This window comes from Neorhizobium sp. LjRoot104, from assembly GCF_964253725.1.
Lineage (GTDB): Bacteria > Pseudomonadota > Alphaproteobacteria > Rhizobiales > Rhizobiaceae > Neorhizobium.
Genome location: NZ_CAXURS020000002.1, coordinates 1,840,822 through 1,855,447, shown reverse-complemented (window position 1 = coordinate 1,855,447; position 14,626 = coordinate 1,840,822). Strand labels below are relative to the sequence as shown.

At 61.3% G+C, this 14,626-nt stretch carries 12 protein-coding genes; 11 read left to right on the top strand and 1 reads right to left on the bottom strand.

The annotated features are described in order from the left end of the window. Positions 1-9: 9 nt before the first annotated feature. The 5 genes from hutF to ACSQ8R_RS30965 all read left to right on the top strand — a co-directional run bounded on the left by hutF (position 10) and on the right by ACSQ8R_RS30965 (position 5,753). Entirely contained in the window at positions 10-1,380 is a 1,371-nt protein-coding gene (gene hutF / locus ACSQ8R_RS30985; protein WP_436257139.1) for a formimidoylglutamate deiminase, read from the top strand. Positions 1,381-1,430: 50 nt separating this feature from the next. After that, the gene (locus ACSQ8R_RS30980) at positions 1,431-2,471 is read left to right on the top strand and encodes an ABC transporter substrate-binding protein (protein WP_436257138.1); all 1,041 of its coding nucleotides are present in this window, start codon (positions 1,431-1,433) and stop codon (positions 2,469-2,471) included. 100 nt (positions 2,472-2,571) lie between these two features. After that, a complete protein-coding gene (locus tag ACSQ8R_RS30975; RefSeq protein ID WP_436257137.1) occupies positions 2,572-3,429 on the top strand; it encodes an ABC transporter permease in 858 nt (285 codons plus the stop codon). After that, a complete protein-coding gene (locus ACSQ8R_RS30970) occupies positions 3,422-4,252 on the top strand; it encodes a quaternary amine ABC transporter ATP-binding protein (protein ID WP_436257136.1) in 831 nt (276 codons plus the stop codon). The genes ACSQ8R_RS30975 and ACSQ8R_RS30970 overlap by 8 nt, the downstream gene beginning before the upstream one ends. Beyond that, positions 4,245-5,753, top strand: a complete 1,509-nt coding sequence (locus ACSQ8R_RS30965; protein WP_436257135.1) for an HAL/PAL/TAL family ammonia-lyase — start codon at positions 4,245-4,247, stop codon at positions 5,751-5,753. Before ACSQ8R_RS30970 ends, ACSQ8R_RS30965 begins: the two co-directional genes overlap by 8 nt. A gap of 132 nt (positions 5,754-5,885) precedes the next feature. Here the strand turns inward: ACSQ8R_RS30965 and ACSQ8R_RS30960 are convergent, their stop codons facing one another. Beyond that, complete coding sequence (locus ACSQ8R_RS30960) at positions 5,886-6,059, bottom strand: hypothetical protein (RefSeq protein WP_436257134.1); 174 nt, start codon at positions 6,057-6,059, stop codon at positions 5,886-5,888. On the opposite strand from ACSQ8R_RS30960, the gene ACSQ8R_RS30955 reads away from it, so the two are divergent. The 6 genes from ACSQ8R_RS30955 to ACSQ8R_RS30930 all read left to right on the top strand — a co-directional run bounded on the left by ACSQ8R_RS30955 (position 6,058) and on the right by ACSQ8R_RS30930 (position 14,210). Then, complete coding sequence (locus ACSQ8R_RS30955) at positions 6,058-8,010, top strand: SARP family transcriptional regulator (RefSeq protein ID WP_436257133.1); 1,953 nt, start codon at positions 6,058-6,060, stop codon at positions 8,008-8,010. The two genes, ACSQ8R_RS30960 and ACSQ8R_RS30955, sit on opposite strands and share 2 nt — an antisense overlap. 39 nt (positions 8,011-8,049) lie before the next feature. After that, positions 8,050-9,072: a phosphatase PAP2 family protein gene (locus ACSQ8R_RS30950; protein ID WP_436257132.1), complete on the top strand. Its 1,023-nt coding sequence runs from the start codon at positions 8,050-8,052 to the stop codon at positions 9,070-9,072. 32 nt (positions 9,073-9,104) lie between these two features. Then, complete coding sequence (locus ACSQ8R_RS30945; protein WP_436257131.1) at positions 9,105-10,802, top strand: S8 family serine peptidase; 1,698 nt, start codon at positions 9,105-9,107, stop codon at positions 10,800-10,802. Positions 10,803-11,387: 585 nt separating this feature from the next. Next, the gene (locus tag ACSQ8R_RS30940) at positions 11,388-12,524 is read left to right on the top strand and encodes an aKG-HExxH-type peptide beta-hydroxylase (protein WP_436257130.1); all 1,137 of its coding nucleotides are present in this window, start codon (positions 11,388-11,390) and stop codon (positions 12,522-12,524) included. Positions 12,525-12,588: 64 nt separating this feature from the next. Further along, complete coding sequence (locus ACSQ8R_RS30935) at positions 12,589-13,302, top strand: ThiF family adenylyltransferase (protein ID WP_436257129.1); 714 nt, start codon at positions 12,589-12,591, stop codon at positions 13,300-13,302. Then, positions 13,299-14,210, top strand: coding sequence for a class I SAM-dependent methyltransferase (locus tag ACSQ8R_RS30930; RefSeq protein ID WP_436257128.1), 912 nt, complete (start codon positions 13,299-13,301; stop codon positions 14,208-14,210). Before ACSQ8R_RS30935 ends, ACSQ8R_RS30930 begins: the two co-directional genes overlap by 4 nt. The last annotated feature ends 416 nt before the right edge of the window (positions 14,211-14,626 follow it).

The following is a 14,626-nucleotide window of genomic DNA, read 5'->3' as shown; positions in this document are numbered from 1 at the left end:
GTCACGCAAATGTCTGCGTCTCGGTCACTGTTTTGCCAACATGTTTTGTTGCCGGAGGGCTGGACCTCCGACGTCACGCTGACCATCGCAGCGAACGGCAGTATCGCTTCGATCGAGACAGGGCCTGCCCAGAGCCGGGCGTCGCAGCATGCTGCCGGACCCGTCGTGCCGGCGCTGCATAACCTTCATTCCCACGCCTTTCAGCGCGCCATGGCCGGTCTTGCCGAACTTGCAGGCTCCACCGATGACAGCTTCTGGACCTGGCGCGAGGCGATGTATCGCCTGGTCGGCCGTATGTCGCCGGACGATATAGAAGCCGTCGCAGCTAAGTTGTACAGTGAACTTACCAAAGGTGGCTTCGGCCATGTCGTCGAGTTTCACTATTTCCATCATGCCGCCGGCGGCCGCCGTCATGCAAATCCTGCGGAGACGTCGCTGCGTATCCTGCGCGCTGCCCGGGCGACGGGAATCGGTCTGACGCTTCTGCCGGTCTTCTATGCCCATGCCGGTTTCGGCGGCGCCGAGCCCGGCCAGGGCCAGCGCCCCTTCATCCACGATGCGGACCAGTTCCTGGCCCTCCTGGACGCCCTCAAGCCGGAATGTGCGGCAACCGGCGCCACTCTCGGGCTTGCTGTTCACTCTCTGCGGGCGGCGACACCGGAAGAAATGCGGACGATCCTTTCCGCCGAAGCGACGGGCGGCCCGATCCATATTCATGTGGCCGAACAGGAGCGGGAGGTCGAGGACTGCCTCGCCTGGAGCGGCCGCCGTCCGGTGGAATTCCTGCTGGACGAGATGCCTGTGGACGGCCGCTGGTGCGCTATCCATGCGACCCACATGACGCCGGGAGAAACGATCCGGCTCGCCCGCTCCGGCGCGGTTGCCGGTCTCTGCCCGGCCACGGAAGCCAACCTCGGTGACGGCATTTTTCCGGCAACCGACTTCGCCCGTGACGGAGGCGCCTACGGTATCGGCACGGATAGCCATGTGGCAACCTCCGTCGCAGAAGAACTTCGCCTGCTCGAATACGGCCAGCGGCTGCGCGATCGCCGCCGCAATCGCCTCGCCGGCGGTCCCGGCGCCTCCGTCGGCCGCACCCTTTTCGACGCCGCGCTCAAAGGCGGCGGCCAGGCTGCCGGCCAGCCCACCAGCGGCATTCGCGTTGGCGCCCGAGCCGATCTGGTGGTCCTCGATGGCGATAACCCTTTCATCGCTGCGGCGACCGGCGATCAGCTCCTTGGCCGCTGGCTGTTCGCGCTTGGATCGGAAGCCATCCGCGACGTCATGGCGGCCGGTCAATGGGTCGTCCGCCAGGGACGTCATCGCAATGAGGAAGAGATCGATCGCGCCTTTCGGGAGGTCCTTCTTAAGCTGGTCTGAACCAGGCCAGCACATCCAATCCAATCAGCAAACACAAAAGGGGAAATCTCATGCTGAATGTCAAATTGAAGTACAGGCTGCTGCTCGCCACCGCCCTCATGCTCGGCGGTGCCGCCCTCAACGCCAATGCCGCATCCTATTGCGCCGACGGCAAGACCGTCACCTTTGCCGGGATCGACTGGGAGAGCGGCGCCCTGATCACCGAGGTCATGAAAACGATCCTCACCAAGGGTTACGATTGCAAGGTCGACTCCATCCCGGGCAATTCGGTGACGCTGGAACAGGCCACCGCCAACGATGACGTGCAGATCTTCGCCGAGGAATGGATCGGCCGCTCCGACATCTGGAACAACGCGGCAGCCGCCGGCCAGGTCGTTTCGGTCGGCAAGACCTTTGTCGGCGCCTCCGAGGGCTGGTTTGTGCCGGAATATCTGGTGAAGGGCGACGCCAAAAAGGGCATCGAGGCGAAGGCACCGGACCTCAAGAGCGTTTCTCAGCTGTCCGATCCGAAATTCGCCAAGCTGTTCAAGGATCCGGAAGAGCCTTCCAAGGGCCGCTTCCTCAATTGCCCGTCTGGCTGGACCTGCGAAGGTGTCAACACCGCCAAGCTCGAAGCCTACAAGCTGACCGGCACCTATGTGAATTTCCGTCCCGGCACGGGCACCGCACTCGATGCGGCTATCAGCTCTGCCTATCTGCAGGGCGAGCCGGTGCTGTTCTACTACTGGAGCCCCACGGCCGTCATGGGCAAGTTCAAGCTGGTTCAGCTTGAAGAACCGGCCTATGACGAGGCCTGCTGGAAGGAACTGACGAGCGCCACGGGCAAGCGCGAAGCAGGCTGCGCCTTCCCGGCGGTGGAAGTCGCCTACGGCGTGAACAGCACTTTCGCCAAGGAAGCGCCGGAAATCATTGAAATCCTTAAAAAGGCGACCTTCCCGCTCAAGGAGGTCAATGCAAGCCTCGCCTATATGGTCGACCAGAAGGCCGATGCCGCCGCCGCCGCCGGGGAATTCCTGAAGACCAAGGGCGACGTGTGGAGCGCATGGGTTTCGGCCGACGCCAAGGCCAAGATAGAAGCATCGCTGCGGTAATCTCGACAGGCCGCGCATCCTGCATGCGCGGCCGACCTCTCGTCGTCCGCCCTGAAGCGCGATAGCGTATGGGGCATTTCAGCACTTAAGGACCCGAGCCATGTTTCCCGACAGCTGGCATATCTCCATTCGGGGATCGATCAATGAGGCGGTTCGGTCGTTGGTGGTCAACTACGGCTTCGTTTTCAAGGCGATTTCGCAGACCATCCTGCAAGCGATCCTGTTCATCGAATGGATCGTGCGCGGCCTACCATGGTGGGTGATCGTCATCGCCTTCATGGCGCTTGCATGGCAGGCGACGAAAAAGGTCACCTTCGTCGCCATGGTCGCGGTCCTGCTTGTTCTCATTGGCATGCTGGGCCTGTGGGACCTCGCCATGCAAACGCTCGCGCTGATGCTGATGGCGACGATCATCTCGGTGGCCATCGGGGTTCCCATGGGCATATGGCTCGCCAAGAGCCGCGTGATGCGGGGCGTGACGCTTCCCGTTCTCGATGTCATGCAGACCATGCCGAGCTTCGTCTATCTGATCCCGGCGATCATGCTGTTCGGGCTTGGCAAGGTTCCAGCCGTACTCGCGACGATTATTTACGCCGTGCCGCCGCTGATCCGCCTGACCGACCTCGGTATCCGTCAGGTCGATGGCGAAGTCGTCGAGGCCGCAACGGCCTTCGGCGGCAGCCCGCGCCAGATCCTGTTCGGCGTCGAACTGCCGCTCGCCACTCCGACCATCATGGCCGGGCTCAACCAGACCATCATGATGGCCCTGTCGATGGTCGTCGTCGCGTCCATGATCGGTGCTCGCGGCCTCGGCGAACAGGTATTGAACGGCATCCAGACGCTGGATGTCGGCAAGGGCCTGGAAGCGGGGCTCGGCATCGTGATCCTCGCCATCGTGCTCGACCGTATCACCCAGGGCTTCGGCCGCTCCAAGCTGGAGGATCGCCAGAATGGCTGAGATCGCAATCCGCAATGTCTTCAAGATTTTCGGCCGCAACCCCAAGGAGGCCGTCGCCATGGCGCGCGGCGGCGCGGAAAAGAGCGAGATCCTCGAACGGACCGGCTGCAGCGTCGGTCTCAACGATATCAGCCTGACCATCGGCTCGTCCCGCATTTTCGTGATCATGGGACTGTCGGGCTCCGGCAAGTCCACGCTGGTGCGCCACATCAACCGGCTGATCGAGCCGACAAGCGGAGAAATCCTGGTCGATGGACAGAACGTGCTCGATCTCAATGCGCGCGACCTGCGGGAATTCCGCACCCGCCGGGTCAGTATGGTGTTCCAGAGCTTCGGCCTGATGCCGCATCGCACCGTCCTGCAGAATGTCGTCTACGGCCAGCGCGTGCGCGGCTTGAGCAAGACCGAGGCCAATCCTATCGGCATGAAATGGATCGAGACCGTCGGCCTGTCAGGTTATGAGAACAAGCATCCGCACCAGCTGTCGGGCGGCATGAAGCAACGTGTGGGCCTTGCGCGCGCGCTTGCCGCCGACACCGACGTGATCCTGATGGACGAAGCTTTTTCCGCACTCGATCCACTGATCCGGACCGACATGCAGGATCAGCTTCTCCAGCTGGAGAAAAACCTCTCCAAGACAATCGTTTTCATCACTCACGACCTCGACGAGGCGCTCAGGATCGGTCACGAAATCGCCATCCTGAAGGATGGCAGGCTGGTGCAGGTCGGCACGCCGAGGCAGATCCTCAACACCCGGGCGGACGACTATGTCGCACGTTTCGTGCAGCGCCGCGCCGGCGCGGAGGCGCCCCGCCATGGCTGATGCGGTCGTTATCGACTCTCCGCTTTCCTGGAACGAGATCGCCGCGGTTGCGGACGGTGCGACGCTGCGGCTTGCGCCTGCCGCACGGCACCGGATCGAAAACGCGCGTGCCATTGTGGATGCGCTGGTCGAACGCGAGATCCGCGGCTATGGCATCAATACCGGCGTCGGCGCGCTGTGCGACATCATCATCAGCCGCGAAGATCAGCAGGCGCTGTCGCACAACATCATCCTGAGCCATGCCTGCGGTGTCGGCCAACCGCTCGGCAGGCAGGAGACGCGTGCCATCATGGCCGCGCAGATCGCCAATTTTGCGCACGGTTACTCGGGTGTGGGTATCGAAGTCGTCGAGACGCTGCTTGCACTGCTAAACGATGACATGCTGCCCGTCATTCCTTCCAAGGGGTCGGTCGGCTACCTGACCCACGCGGCAGCGATCGGCCTCGTGCTGATCGGCGAAGGCGAGTGCCGCCATGGCGATAGACTGCTCGGCGGCCGGCATGCTCTCGAAAAGCTTGGCCGCGCGCCGCTTGCGCTGCGGGCCAAGGAAGGCCTAAGCCTCGTCAATGGCACGCCCTGCGCGACCGGTCTCGGCGCGCTCGCCATCGCGCGCCTGTCGCATCTTCTCGACTGGGCCGATGCCGCCGCCGCCATGACCTACGAAAACCTCGGCGCCCAGTCCGATCCCTTCGCCGAAGGGCCGCTTGCCTTGCGACAATCGCTCGGCCTGCAGCAGGTCGGCCGCAATCTGCGTCATTGGCTTGCCGGCAGCGCGCTCATCGCGCAATCGGCCGGAAGCCGCACCCAGGATCCCTTGAGCCTGCGCGCTGTGCCGCAGATCCATGGTGCAGTTCGCGACGCATTCGCCCAGATCGCCGATGTTGTCGGCCGGGAACTCTCGAGCGTAACCGACAATCCGGTCGTTACCGGTTCGCCCGAAGCGCCCGAGGTCTATTCGCAGGCTCATGCCGTCGGGGCGGCTCTCGGTCTTGCCATGGACAGCCTGGGAACCGCTGCCGCGGAACTGGCGGCAATTTCGGAGCGCCGGATCGACCGTCTGGTCAATCCGCTGGTCAGCGGCCTCCCACCGTTTCTCGCGGCCGGAAGCGGGGTCGCATCCGGTTTCATGATCATCCAATATACGGCAGCCGCCCTTGTCGCCGAAAACCGGCGCCTTGCCACGCCCGCAAGCCTCGATGGCGGAATCACCTCGGCATTGCAGGAGGATATCCTCACCCATGCGACGCCGGCGGCCGACAAGGCCCTGGCGATCCTCGGTAATCTGCAGACCATCCTCGCCATCGAAGTCATGGCGGCGGTGCAGGCCTACGATTTGCAGGCCGGCTCTGCGGAAAAGGCTTCTCGGACCGAGGTGATTTATCGACGGGTCCGCGAGACGGTGCCCTTCTATCGAGACGATCGGCCTCTCAATGGCGAGGTCGCCAAGGTTCGCGCGATGATCAGCGGCCTATCACCCTCGCTGGAAGCGGACGCGCGGTAAAAAACGCTTCCTCGCCATGCCGGACCGGCGACGATGGCGCCGATGCTCTCCGGACAGGGCTTCATCGGGAACGGTGCTATCCGAACGGATGGGTTGTTCTTGCGCCGGTGATCGCCGACAGTGCTTCCGCCATCAAGACGGCGCCGCCGTAGATTGTGCCCAGATTGCGCGGGCAACCTGGCGGATCGGATCAACGCACTGATTTGCAAGCTGCAACTCGTCGAACCCTGCTTTTAACGCTGTTTTGACGCTGCTTTGACAGCGGCGCGCTAGGGCAGCCTTGCGGTTTCCAAGGATGCTCTTCATGCTTCAATTCGTCGATGCCCACAACGCTGGCATGCGCTGCCGAATCGCAACTACGCCCGTCGCGCTCTTGTCAAGGGCCGCTTTTGTGTCAGACTGCCTGCTGGACGGGCAGCCCAGGTTCGATGAGATGATCGAGAGGGGCACAACACGAGTTGGGCCGATGGATCGCATGGATGCAAAACATGCAGTGTTCCGGATGTACCTGCTTGGCCCGTTCAGTCTTGTCGACAGCAAAGGAAAATCTGCCACACCCAGGTCCCAGAAGGCCCAGGCAATTCTTGCAATGCTGGCTCTTTCTGCGCGGGGATCCCGCTCGCGGGTTTGGCTGAGAGACAAATTGTGGAGCGACCGGTCCGAGGACCAGGCGGCTGCGAGCCTGAGACAGGCGCTTTTGGATATTCACAAGGCCCTGGGTTCGTCTCGCGATCTCATCGTCGCCGACAAGAACACGGTGTGGCTCGACATGGACCGCATCGCGCTCGACACCGACGAGATGCTTCGCAGCGAGCGCCTGGCGGATCAGATCACCGACGAACTGCTCGAAGGCATGGATATCCGCGATCCTGAATTCGAGGACTGGCTGACGGTCGAGAGACAGAACTGGTACCGACGCATCGAAGAAGGGCGCGTCGATGACGTCTTCGAGCCGCGGCAGCAACCGCGCCGGGACGTCAGCACGCTATCGGCGCTATTGCCTTTGACAGGCTCGCCTGACCAGCGCACCACCAATATCCCCTCGGCGGCTGCAGGCAATGATCCGGATAAGCCGCCTTCACCGGACAATATTCAGTGGACCGTCGCTCTCCAGCCGCCGATCGTCACAGGCGCGGGAGATGGGGGGCAGATTGCGGCATTGCAGTTTCAGAACCTGCTCGCCAAGGCAATCTTCGACGGATTGGGGCTCGGCATTACCGATCTCTCCTTCGACCCGCACCTTGGCCAACCAGACCGAAAGATGGGCCTGCCACTGTGTCTTCAACTGCGGCTGACGTTCGATGGCACTCAGGTGTTGGTGGAGCTGGCGATCAAGCATCTGCTGGACAACAGGATCATATGGCTTGGCAGCCGTATGATCGGACGTACCCAGATGGAGCGGTCGGAATACGGGATCGCGGCGGCCCTGATCAGCCAGGCGGTTGACCAGTTGTCGCTGTTTCAGGAGATGACCGCCGGCGACGGTCGCATGGCCCGCGATGGTCTCTTCATCGACGCGGTGAACGCCATCTTCCGGCTTTCGAGAGGCGATCTCGAAAACGCGGAAAAACGGCTGCAGGAAGAGGTTCAATATCAGCCGCGAGCGTCTGCCTTCGCCTGGCTGTCCTTCATCCGCACATTCCAGGTCGGCCAGCGCTTTAGTGCTCTGGATGCGCATCTGATCGAAGAGGCCCAGGCCTATGCGCGGAAGGCTCTTGAACTCGATCCGAACAATTCCGTCTCGCTGGCGCTGGTCGGACACGTCCATTCTTTCCTGTTCCGGGAGTACGACTACGCAGCCGGTTTGTTCGAGAAGTCGATCCGTTTGAACCCGGCCTTGCCGCTGGGCTGGGATCTCTATGCCATGCTGCACTGCTATGCGGGGCAGCCGGAGAAGGCCAGTGCAATGGCGCGGTGGGTTCAGGAACTCGGTGTCTACAGCCCTCATAAATATTACTTCGATACGACAAAATGCATCAGTGCCGGGTTGGCTGGAGACCACGCGGCGGCAATAACGGCAGGCGAGGATGCCCTGCATTCCCGGCCGAACTTCAATAGCCTGTTGCGCTATCTCGCCTCCAGCCACGCTCACTCGGGCAATCTGGAGGCCGCACGCCAATATGTGGAACGGCTTGATAAGGTTGAGAACGGGTTTTCCATAACGTCGTTTCGCGGCACGGGCTATCCATTGCTCAACACGGGCGGCGGGAAGCTGCTCCTCGACGGCCTGATCAAGGCTGGCGCCAGAACTCGCTAAGGCAACATTCACGATGATCTCATTTGGGGAGGCCGGGGCATGGTAGGGCAAGTAAATTTGGATGCGCAATCAAAGATTGTGCAATTTATGAATTCATATAAATTTAGAGTTGAGCCAGATACGGTTCTTCCTTGCGAGCCGAGGCCTATCGAGGCCATTCCGGAAACGGTGGAGCCGTCTCCCTCTGTTCCCCCGGCACCGGCTCCTTCGCCTGAAGAAGGCCTGTCCATAGACGAGCCTCCGTTGATGATGGCGACAATGGCAGCGGCCTCGGTCCTCAATAAGAGCGTTGCAAACAAGTCGGTGCTCAACAAGGCTACCCTGAACAAGAACAAAAATAAGAACAAAAATAAGAACAAGAACAAAAACAAGTCGACGATGGACGGCGCGAGTCTCGGTGTATCGCAACTCATTCCGGCATTTGAATTGCGGCGGTTGCATCAGCAGCCGTCGCGCAACGCGTTCACGGCCGCGCGGCGCTTTACCTGGGAAATGCTCGACATCGCGCCACCACCCGGTCCGGATTATACCCGACTGGAAACAGCGGTGCTGCTTTCCATGCAAAGGCGCGACCGTGAGCGGGCGAGGCGATTGCCCGACATCGAGGCCGAGGCGACTATTTCCGTGTCGGAATTCACCCGCGCCTTGTATATCGAGGACATTGGCGGGTTCGAGCAGACAGAGGGATTGTTTCAGGCGATCTTGACTGCCTGCGAATATGTCGGGCTTCTCTACAAAAGCCAGTTCAACAGGCTCCGGCCCAACCAGTTCGAATCCCTGTTGCGGCCGCTTCTGCCCGTGCCGGTGCATGAATCCTACCCCAGCAACCATGCCTTCCAGTGCTTTTCGATCGTATTCGCTTTCTCGACGATCCTGCCTGAACATCCGGCGACGGACGAACTCGCCCGGATCGCGCAGAATGTTGCTGAGAATCGTGAATGGGCCGGACTGCATTATCCGAGCGATACGCAAGCTGGCCGGGATCTGGCGCGGCGTTTCGCCCCCTACCTCCATGATGCGTTCGGGCCGCTTTTCCAGGCGGTCCACGACGAATGGGTTTGAGGCCGATTTTATTCTTTGGGAGAACGAACGTCATGACCTCCGCCGACATGGACGTGCCGCAAGCTGCACCGATGAACTACTACTATCTCTGGCATCTGACGGCCTTGGGTGTCATCGATGCCGATTACGGCTCGCCGCCGATCGTGCCGCCGTCCGAGAACGAGACGGCGGCCTCCCCGGTCCCCGACCCGCAGATCGGGGGAAGTGTCTGGGATACGATTGCGGCTACCGGTTCCACTCATCCCGCCCGCGTGGCGCTGATCGATGTCGGGATAGCGCCCGATCATCCCAATTTGGCGACCCGGCTTGATCGTGAGGCGTCGATCGACCTTACGAGCCATCGCTACGGTTCGCGCGTGGCCGAAATCCTCGATGCGACCACATCCTTCGATCGTGAGGAAAAGCAGGCGTTTTTCGCGGGACTTGATATCACGCCCCTGGGAAATCTCGGCCTGTCCAACGATGATCGGGAATATCTCGACGACATCGTCGCGGAATATGCCGCCTCGCAGGGGGTCGTCCGCCGGCTGTTCCATCCGGAGTCGCTTTTCGCTTCCCATGGCACCTGCTGTGCCGGCCTGATTGCCGGCGAGCCGGCCGTGGCGACGCAGGAGGGGGACCCCACGTCTCTCCCCGAGAGCGTATTCTACGGTGATGGCGGCACGCCACGCCCGAGCGCCAATCGCAACGTTCTTCCCTATTTCGGGGTCGATCCCTTCTCCCGGCTGATCTCGATCAGGACGTCTTTCGAGGACGATGTCCTGCAGTTCATCGCAGCATTTCTCTACGCCTACCATCAGGGCGTCGATGTCATCGTCCTGCCACGCGGCCTGCCGGATCCGAAGCGCAGCCGGGTTATCCCGAAGAACGAATTGAAGGCCGATCTCGAGCGGTGGAAAAATCAAATCGCTGCCGATCTGTTCGTCCGTATTTCACTGGCCGAGCAGGGCGGCGCCGAGCTGGAGCCAAAAAACCCGCAAAAGGGATCCAATCCCGATAGGGCGTGGCATATCCTGAAGCGGCTCATCGTCGCGATCAGCCACCATATTCCGATCGTTTGCGCGGCGGGAAACAGCGGCGAAAGTCAGTTGATCTATCCGGCCAATCTGGCGGCCGATGATAACGGGATAATCGCTGTCGGCGCAGTCACGGTCGAGGGTTATCGCTCAGGATACAGCAACTACGGGGAGGGGCTTACGGTCGTCTCGCCATCCGATGACGGCGAAGTCTTCAATCGTCATCAGTTGCGCGTTGACCGCCTGTCCCCTTTCGCCGCGCAACACGACCATGAGGCATTCGGGCTGCGGGAATATAGGTATTCTCACTTCTCGCTGTTGACGACCGACCTCCCCGGCGCATTCGGTTACGACCGGGGTGCCGATCCATGGTCGTCGATGGTGCCGTCGGGAGCCAATCCCGGCATTGGTGGAGGTTACTACACCACGTTCGGGGGCACGTCGGGAGCCTCGGCGCAGGTGGGGGGTATCTGTGCCTTGATCCAGCGCGCATATAAGAGCCAGAACGGTGGCAATGCGCGGCTCTCTGGCCCCTCGGTCAAGTCAATCCTCCAGTCAACGTCGCGGCTGGATGCGATGGTGGCGCCGGGGATACGGGCGTTGACCGCCGACTGTATGAACGCCGATGGCGAAGATGCTCTCGATATGAGCTATTTCTTTGGGTTCGGCCTGCCCGACGTACCTGCAGCGATCGCTGCTGTTCTGACTCCCTGACGCCGGCTTTCCGAGAGATTTGCCAGAGCTGAAGCCCCCCAAAAAAGGGGGCTTTTTTTTGGGTGAAGCTCTCCTTTTAACGGAAGTTTAACGCACTGATGTCGTGCCGATGACGGCCCCACAAGAAGCTCTTCTCAACGGAAGACTAGACGAGATCGTGGTTTCAAGCCGGATGGCCGTCGGTGCGGCCGGTTCGGGCGCCAACTAATCTTCCCTGAAGCGGCGCGCCCTCATGACGAGGTTCGAAAGCGCCCGGAGGCGAGGAGAGCTAGGATGTCTGCTTATCAGATCGAGCCGTTGGCGGATGAGGCCCGAGCTTTGCTCCGGCGCAATCCGCTCTTTTCGAGGTCCGGTTTCGTGAATGCGGCTGCAACGGGCAATATGCTGAAACAGCGTCCCCGTTACGCCCGAATTCTTGCCGCAGCTTCCGAACTGCCGGATCGCGAAGAAAGGGTCGAGGCATTGGCCCGTTATTTTCCGGGCCTTGCGGATGGCGGATATCATGACGCCGAGGCATTCCTGCCCACCGCAGCCTTCCTGCCGGTGCGAAGCGATCCTTACCGATCTCCCGCGCTGGCGGCTTGGATGGATGAGCTTCAGCGGGGGCTGGAAAGTTATGTCGACGGTGCCAGTTCCGACGTTGTGGACTACAGCCTGCAGCCTGATCTTGTGGCCCAGGACCTTGCGCTCGAGCGCCGTCCTGCCCGCCGGCTTGCCTGTGGTATCGGTCTGGTTCCGATTGACAGGCTGGAAGCGAGCCGCGTCATGGGCAAGCGCATCGCTCATTGCCTGCCGGCTGATCCAGGCCTCGAACATGCCCGGATGAGCGACCATGACATGGACCGGATCGCCGATCATCTCACCAGGGCAATCGACTTGATTTCGACTGTCGATCCCGGTGGCCATCAACGGCTGACCGCAGGCCTTCATACACTTTATATCGGCACTCGGCGCGGCGCGATAAGCTCGTTCTTCAGCTCCGGCGACCTGCCGGGGAGTGCCGTCGTTGTCCTGTCGCAGGAAAAACTGGACGCCGAAGACTATCCGGCGACCGCTGCTGAACTTTTGCGCGAGGCGGGGCGGGTCCTGTTGCGGCTGTATACGGCGGCTGCGCCGTTATTGCTGCCCACCGAACTGCGATACGTATCGCCATACACACATAGTTTACAGACGCTCGAAAGCATCCTGCATACGGCCTACGCCATTCCCTGGGAGTGCGCCGTCCGCATTGCATGCTTGCCTTTCAGAGCAACGCCTGAGCACCGCGCGCGGGAAGCAGCTTTTGTTATTGCGTATGCTGCCCGCCTGATTCCGCTCATCGATATCGCCCGTGAGGGGATCGAGCGTCTGGGCGGCGATGTTCTTCTCGACCTCCGGGACATCGCCGTCATTCCATCCTGGGGCGCCGCAATCCTGGCGCTCATCGACCGGCTTCTGGAATGCGAGCCGGCGCCCCGGCGCCAGGCTTGTTATGCCCAGCGCCTGTGTGTCGTCGATCGGCAGGCCTGGGATCTCGGGCAGGCGCTTCTGCGGGGGGAGCAGCCCATCGACCCGAGAATGGGCCGTCCGATGCTGCAGGGCAGCGGCGACGGTCTGAGCCTCTGGTACGATGGCCGGCTCCATATGATCCGCAAAGCCGCCAGGCAATCTCCCGACGAATTCTGCATCCAGGATGTCGGGCTGGCGGGAAAGTCCATTTTGACAGTGATGGAGAATGCCTGATGGGTGAGCGCGGTTCCTTTGAATTCTCAGCAGTTCCCGGCCGGTTCAAGCAAGGTAAACGATCATGATAGCCTTCGAATATCATGCCGATCTCTTTGATGTCATTCACGACACGGATTTCGTAATTGTCGGATGCGGAAGCCTCGGCTCCCAGATCGCCTCGCAGCTTGCAGCGCTTGGGGCCCGCAAGTTCTTCCTGGTGGATGGCGACCGCATTGAGGAGAACAGCCAGAAACGACCCACCCGGGCGACGGCGGAGGATATCGGTCGGTTGAAGAGCGACCGGTTGGCAACTTATCTCGCCTCCCGCTTTTCTGCCGCGGTCGCGATCATGACCCAGTTCGCCGATGGTGCGGAGGCTGCCCGGCTCACCTTGGCCCGTACGCGTAAGCCATTCCTGATACTTGCAGAGGACGATGTTTCCGTGGCCCGCCAATTTCTGGCGGAATATCACGCGACGGCGCCCGTGCCTCCACCTTACCTGCATGTCGGCCAGCTTGGCCCGTTTTGCGTCGCCGGGCCACTGGTGGCGCAGCCGGATGATGCCTGCCCCTATTGTTGTTCGACATTGCCGTCGGTAGACACCGGCGTCGCAGCCCCGCCGTTGCCGGCCGACAATGCCCTGATCGCCTGTTTTGCGGTTTCGCAGATCGCCATCGAACGCCTTACCCAAAGCAGTTCATTGCGTGGCCACCGCTGGCTGTTCCATCCCGCGATCGGCCACGCCTCGCTCCACCCCGTGTCCAAGAGTCTCGATTGCAAGGTGTGCCAACCATGAAGCCCCTCTCTTCCCAGGACTACTATTTCTCGGTCGTCGCAGCTCTGAAGCAGAAGAACGTACCGCCTGGCGGGGAGGCAATGATGGAGGCGATTCTTGCCGCCCTTCCCAGTAACCCGCGCAAGATCGTCGACCTCGGCTGCAATACCGGCTGGATCAGCCGCAGGGCTGCACGGGCTTTTCCGCGAGCCGAAGTGATCGGCGTGGACGAAAATCCGGTGATCATCGAGGTCGCGCGCGAGATGGCGCGCCTGGAGGTCTCGACGGCGATATTTTCCTGCACCGGCATTGCCGCACTCCCGGACATCGTATCGGAAGCGGATGTCATCATATGCGGAGGAAGTGCCGCCTTTTTTGACCGGCCGCTGGATCTCTACCGAATGGTGGCGAGATGCCTGAAGCCCGGCGGCCTGCTGATGGATTGCCACTATGTCTACGACGCCGATACACCTCCTTCTCTTCGCCAGGAGGAGAAAGAGATGTTTGGTCTGGGGTGGGTGCCTGACGGATTGAACGATATCGTGTCGGTTCACGAAGACGCAGGACTGAGTGTCGGGAAGATCAAGCGGCTGCCGCGGTTCCATTTCGAAGACAGCGCCGCAGCGCGTCTGGCGCGGGATATCCTGCACGCGGTTCCGAAGATGCAGGAATTGGCGGAGGCGATGGCGAAACGCCGCCGGCTGATCAGCAAGCTGGCACATCACCGACACCCTTATCTGCTGGTCGCGCGCGCCGGCGAACAGATCATTGCCGAAGGCGTTACGCAACACGAACGCGCAAAAGTCCCGATGGCCTTCGAGGCCGTCACGTCCAACCGCCGTGTTTCCGCTCGCCGCCCGACCGTGGTCCGGCGCAGCTTTTGGACGGAACCAGCAGGGATAGTTAGCCTCCAGGGCGCGTATTCATAGAGCCGGGATCGGCATCAAATCGGATCGTCCTCCGGTTTCTCAAAACGGCAGGCCAGGTTCAGGCAATCGTCCAATTGTGGAAGCGAAGCTTCTGGCGCCGGGCACGCGAAATCGCTCCCAATGGGCAGACGTCGAAATTTCCCCATCCAGGCTTCGCTGGCCTGGATGTTGCAGCGACGGTTGCAACGTTAATCACGCCGGGAGAGCCTTCAGGCAACGCCCGGCCCGCATTCCATTTCAGCTGGATTTGCGGCGATCATCTCCCATGGCTCAAAGTGTCCGGGGCCGCCGGACACAATCATCATATCAAGCCGCCACATTCCGCTCGAGATCGGATCGGAAGCCTTCAGGCATGAGGGCGATTTCCGCGGTGATTTCGAGTATGTTCGGTTTAATTTAAATATTCGTGGTTTCCC

Excerpts from the sequence above, each read along its gene's own strand:
- ACSQ8R_RS30945 (WP_436257131.1), top strand. The coding sequence starts at position 9,105 with ATGACCTCCGCCGACATGGACGTGCCGCAAGCTGCACCGATGAACTAC.
- ACSQ8R_RS30935 (WP_436257129.1), top strand. The coding sequence starts at position 12,589 with ATGATAGCCTTCGAATATCATGCCGATCTCTTTGATGTCATTCACGAC.
- ACSQ8R_RS30970 (WP_436257136.1), top strand. The coding sequence starts at position 3,422 with ATGGCTGAGATCGCAATCCGCAATGTCTTCAAGATTTTCGGCCGCAAC.
- ACSQ8R_RS30950 (WP_436257132.1), top strand. The coding sequence starts at position 8,050 with ATGGTAGGGCAAGTAAATTTGGATGCGCAATCAAAGATTGTGCAATTT.
- ACSQ8R_RS30955 (WP_436257133.1), top strand. The coding sequence starts at position 6,058 with ATGCTTCAATTCGTCGATGCCCACAACGCTGGCATGCGCTGCCGAATC.
- ACSQ8R_RS30965 (WP_436257135.1), top strand. The coding sequence starts at position 4,245 with ATGGCTGATGCGGTCGTTATCGACTCTCCGCTTTCCTGGAACGAGATC.
- hutF (WP_436257139.1), top strand. The coding sequence starts at position 10 with ATGTCTGCGTCTCGGTCACTGTTTTGCCAACATGTTTTGTTGCCGGAG.
- ACSQ8R_RS30975 (WP_436257137.1), top strand. The coding sequence starts at position 2,572 with ATGTTTCCCGACAGCTGGCATATCTCCATTCGGGGATCGATCAATGAG.
- ACSQ8R_RS30960 (WP_436257134.1), bottom strand. The coding sequence starts at position 6,059 with ATGAAGAGCATCCTTGGAAACCGCAAGGCTGCCCTAGCGCGCCGCTGT.
- ACSQ8R_RS30980 (WP_436257138.1), top strand. The coding sequence starts at position 1,431 with ATGCTGAATGTCAAATTGAAGTACAGGCTGCTGCTCGCCACCGCCCTC.
- ACSQ8R_RS30930 (WP_436257128.1), top strand. The coding sequence starts at position 13,299 with ATGAAGCCCCTCTCTTCCCAGGACTACTATTTCTCGGTCGTCGCAGCT.
- ACSQ8R_RS30940 (WP_436257130.1), top strand. The coding sequence starts at position 11,388 with ATGGATGAGCTTCAGCGGGGGCTGGAAAGTTATGTCGACGGTGCCAGT.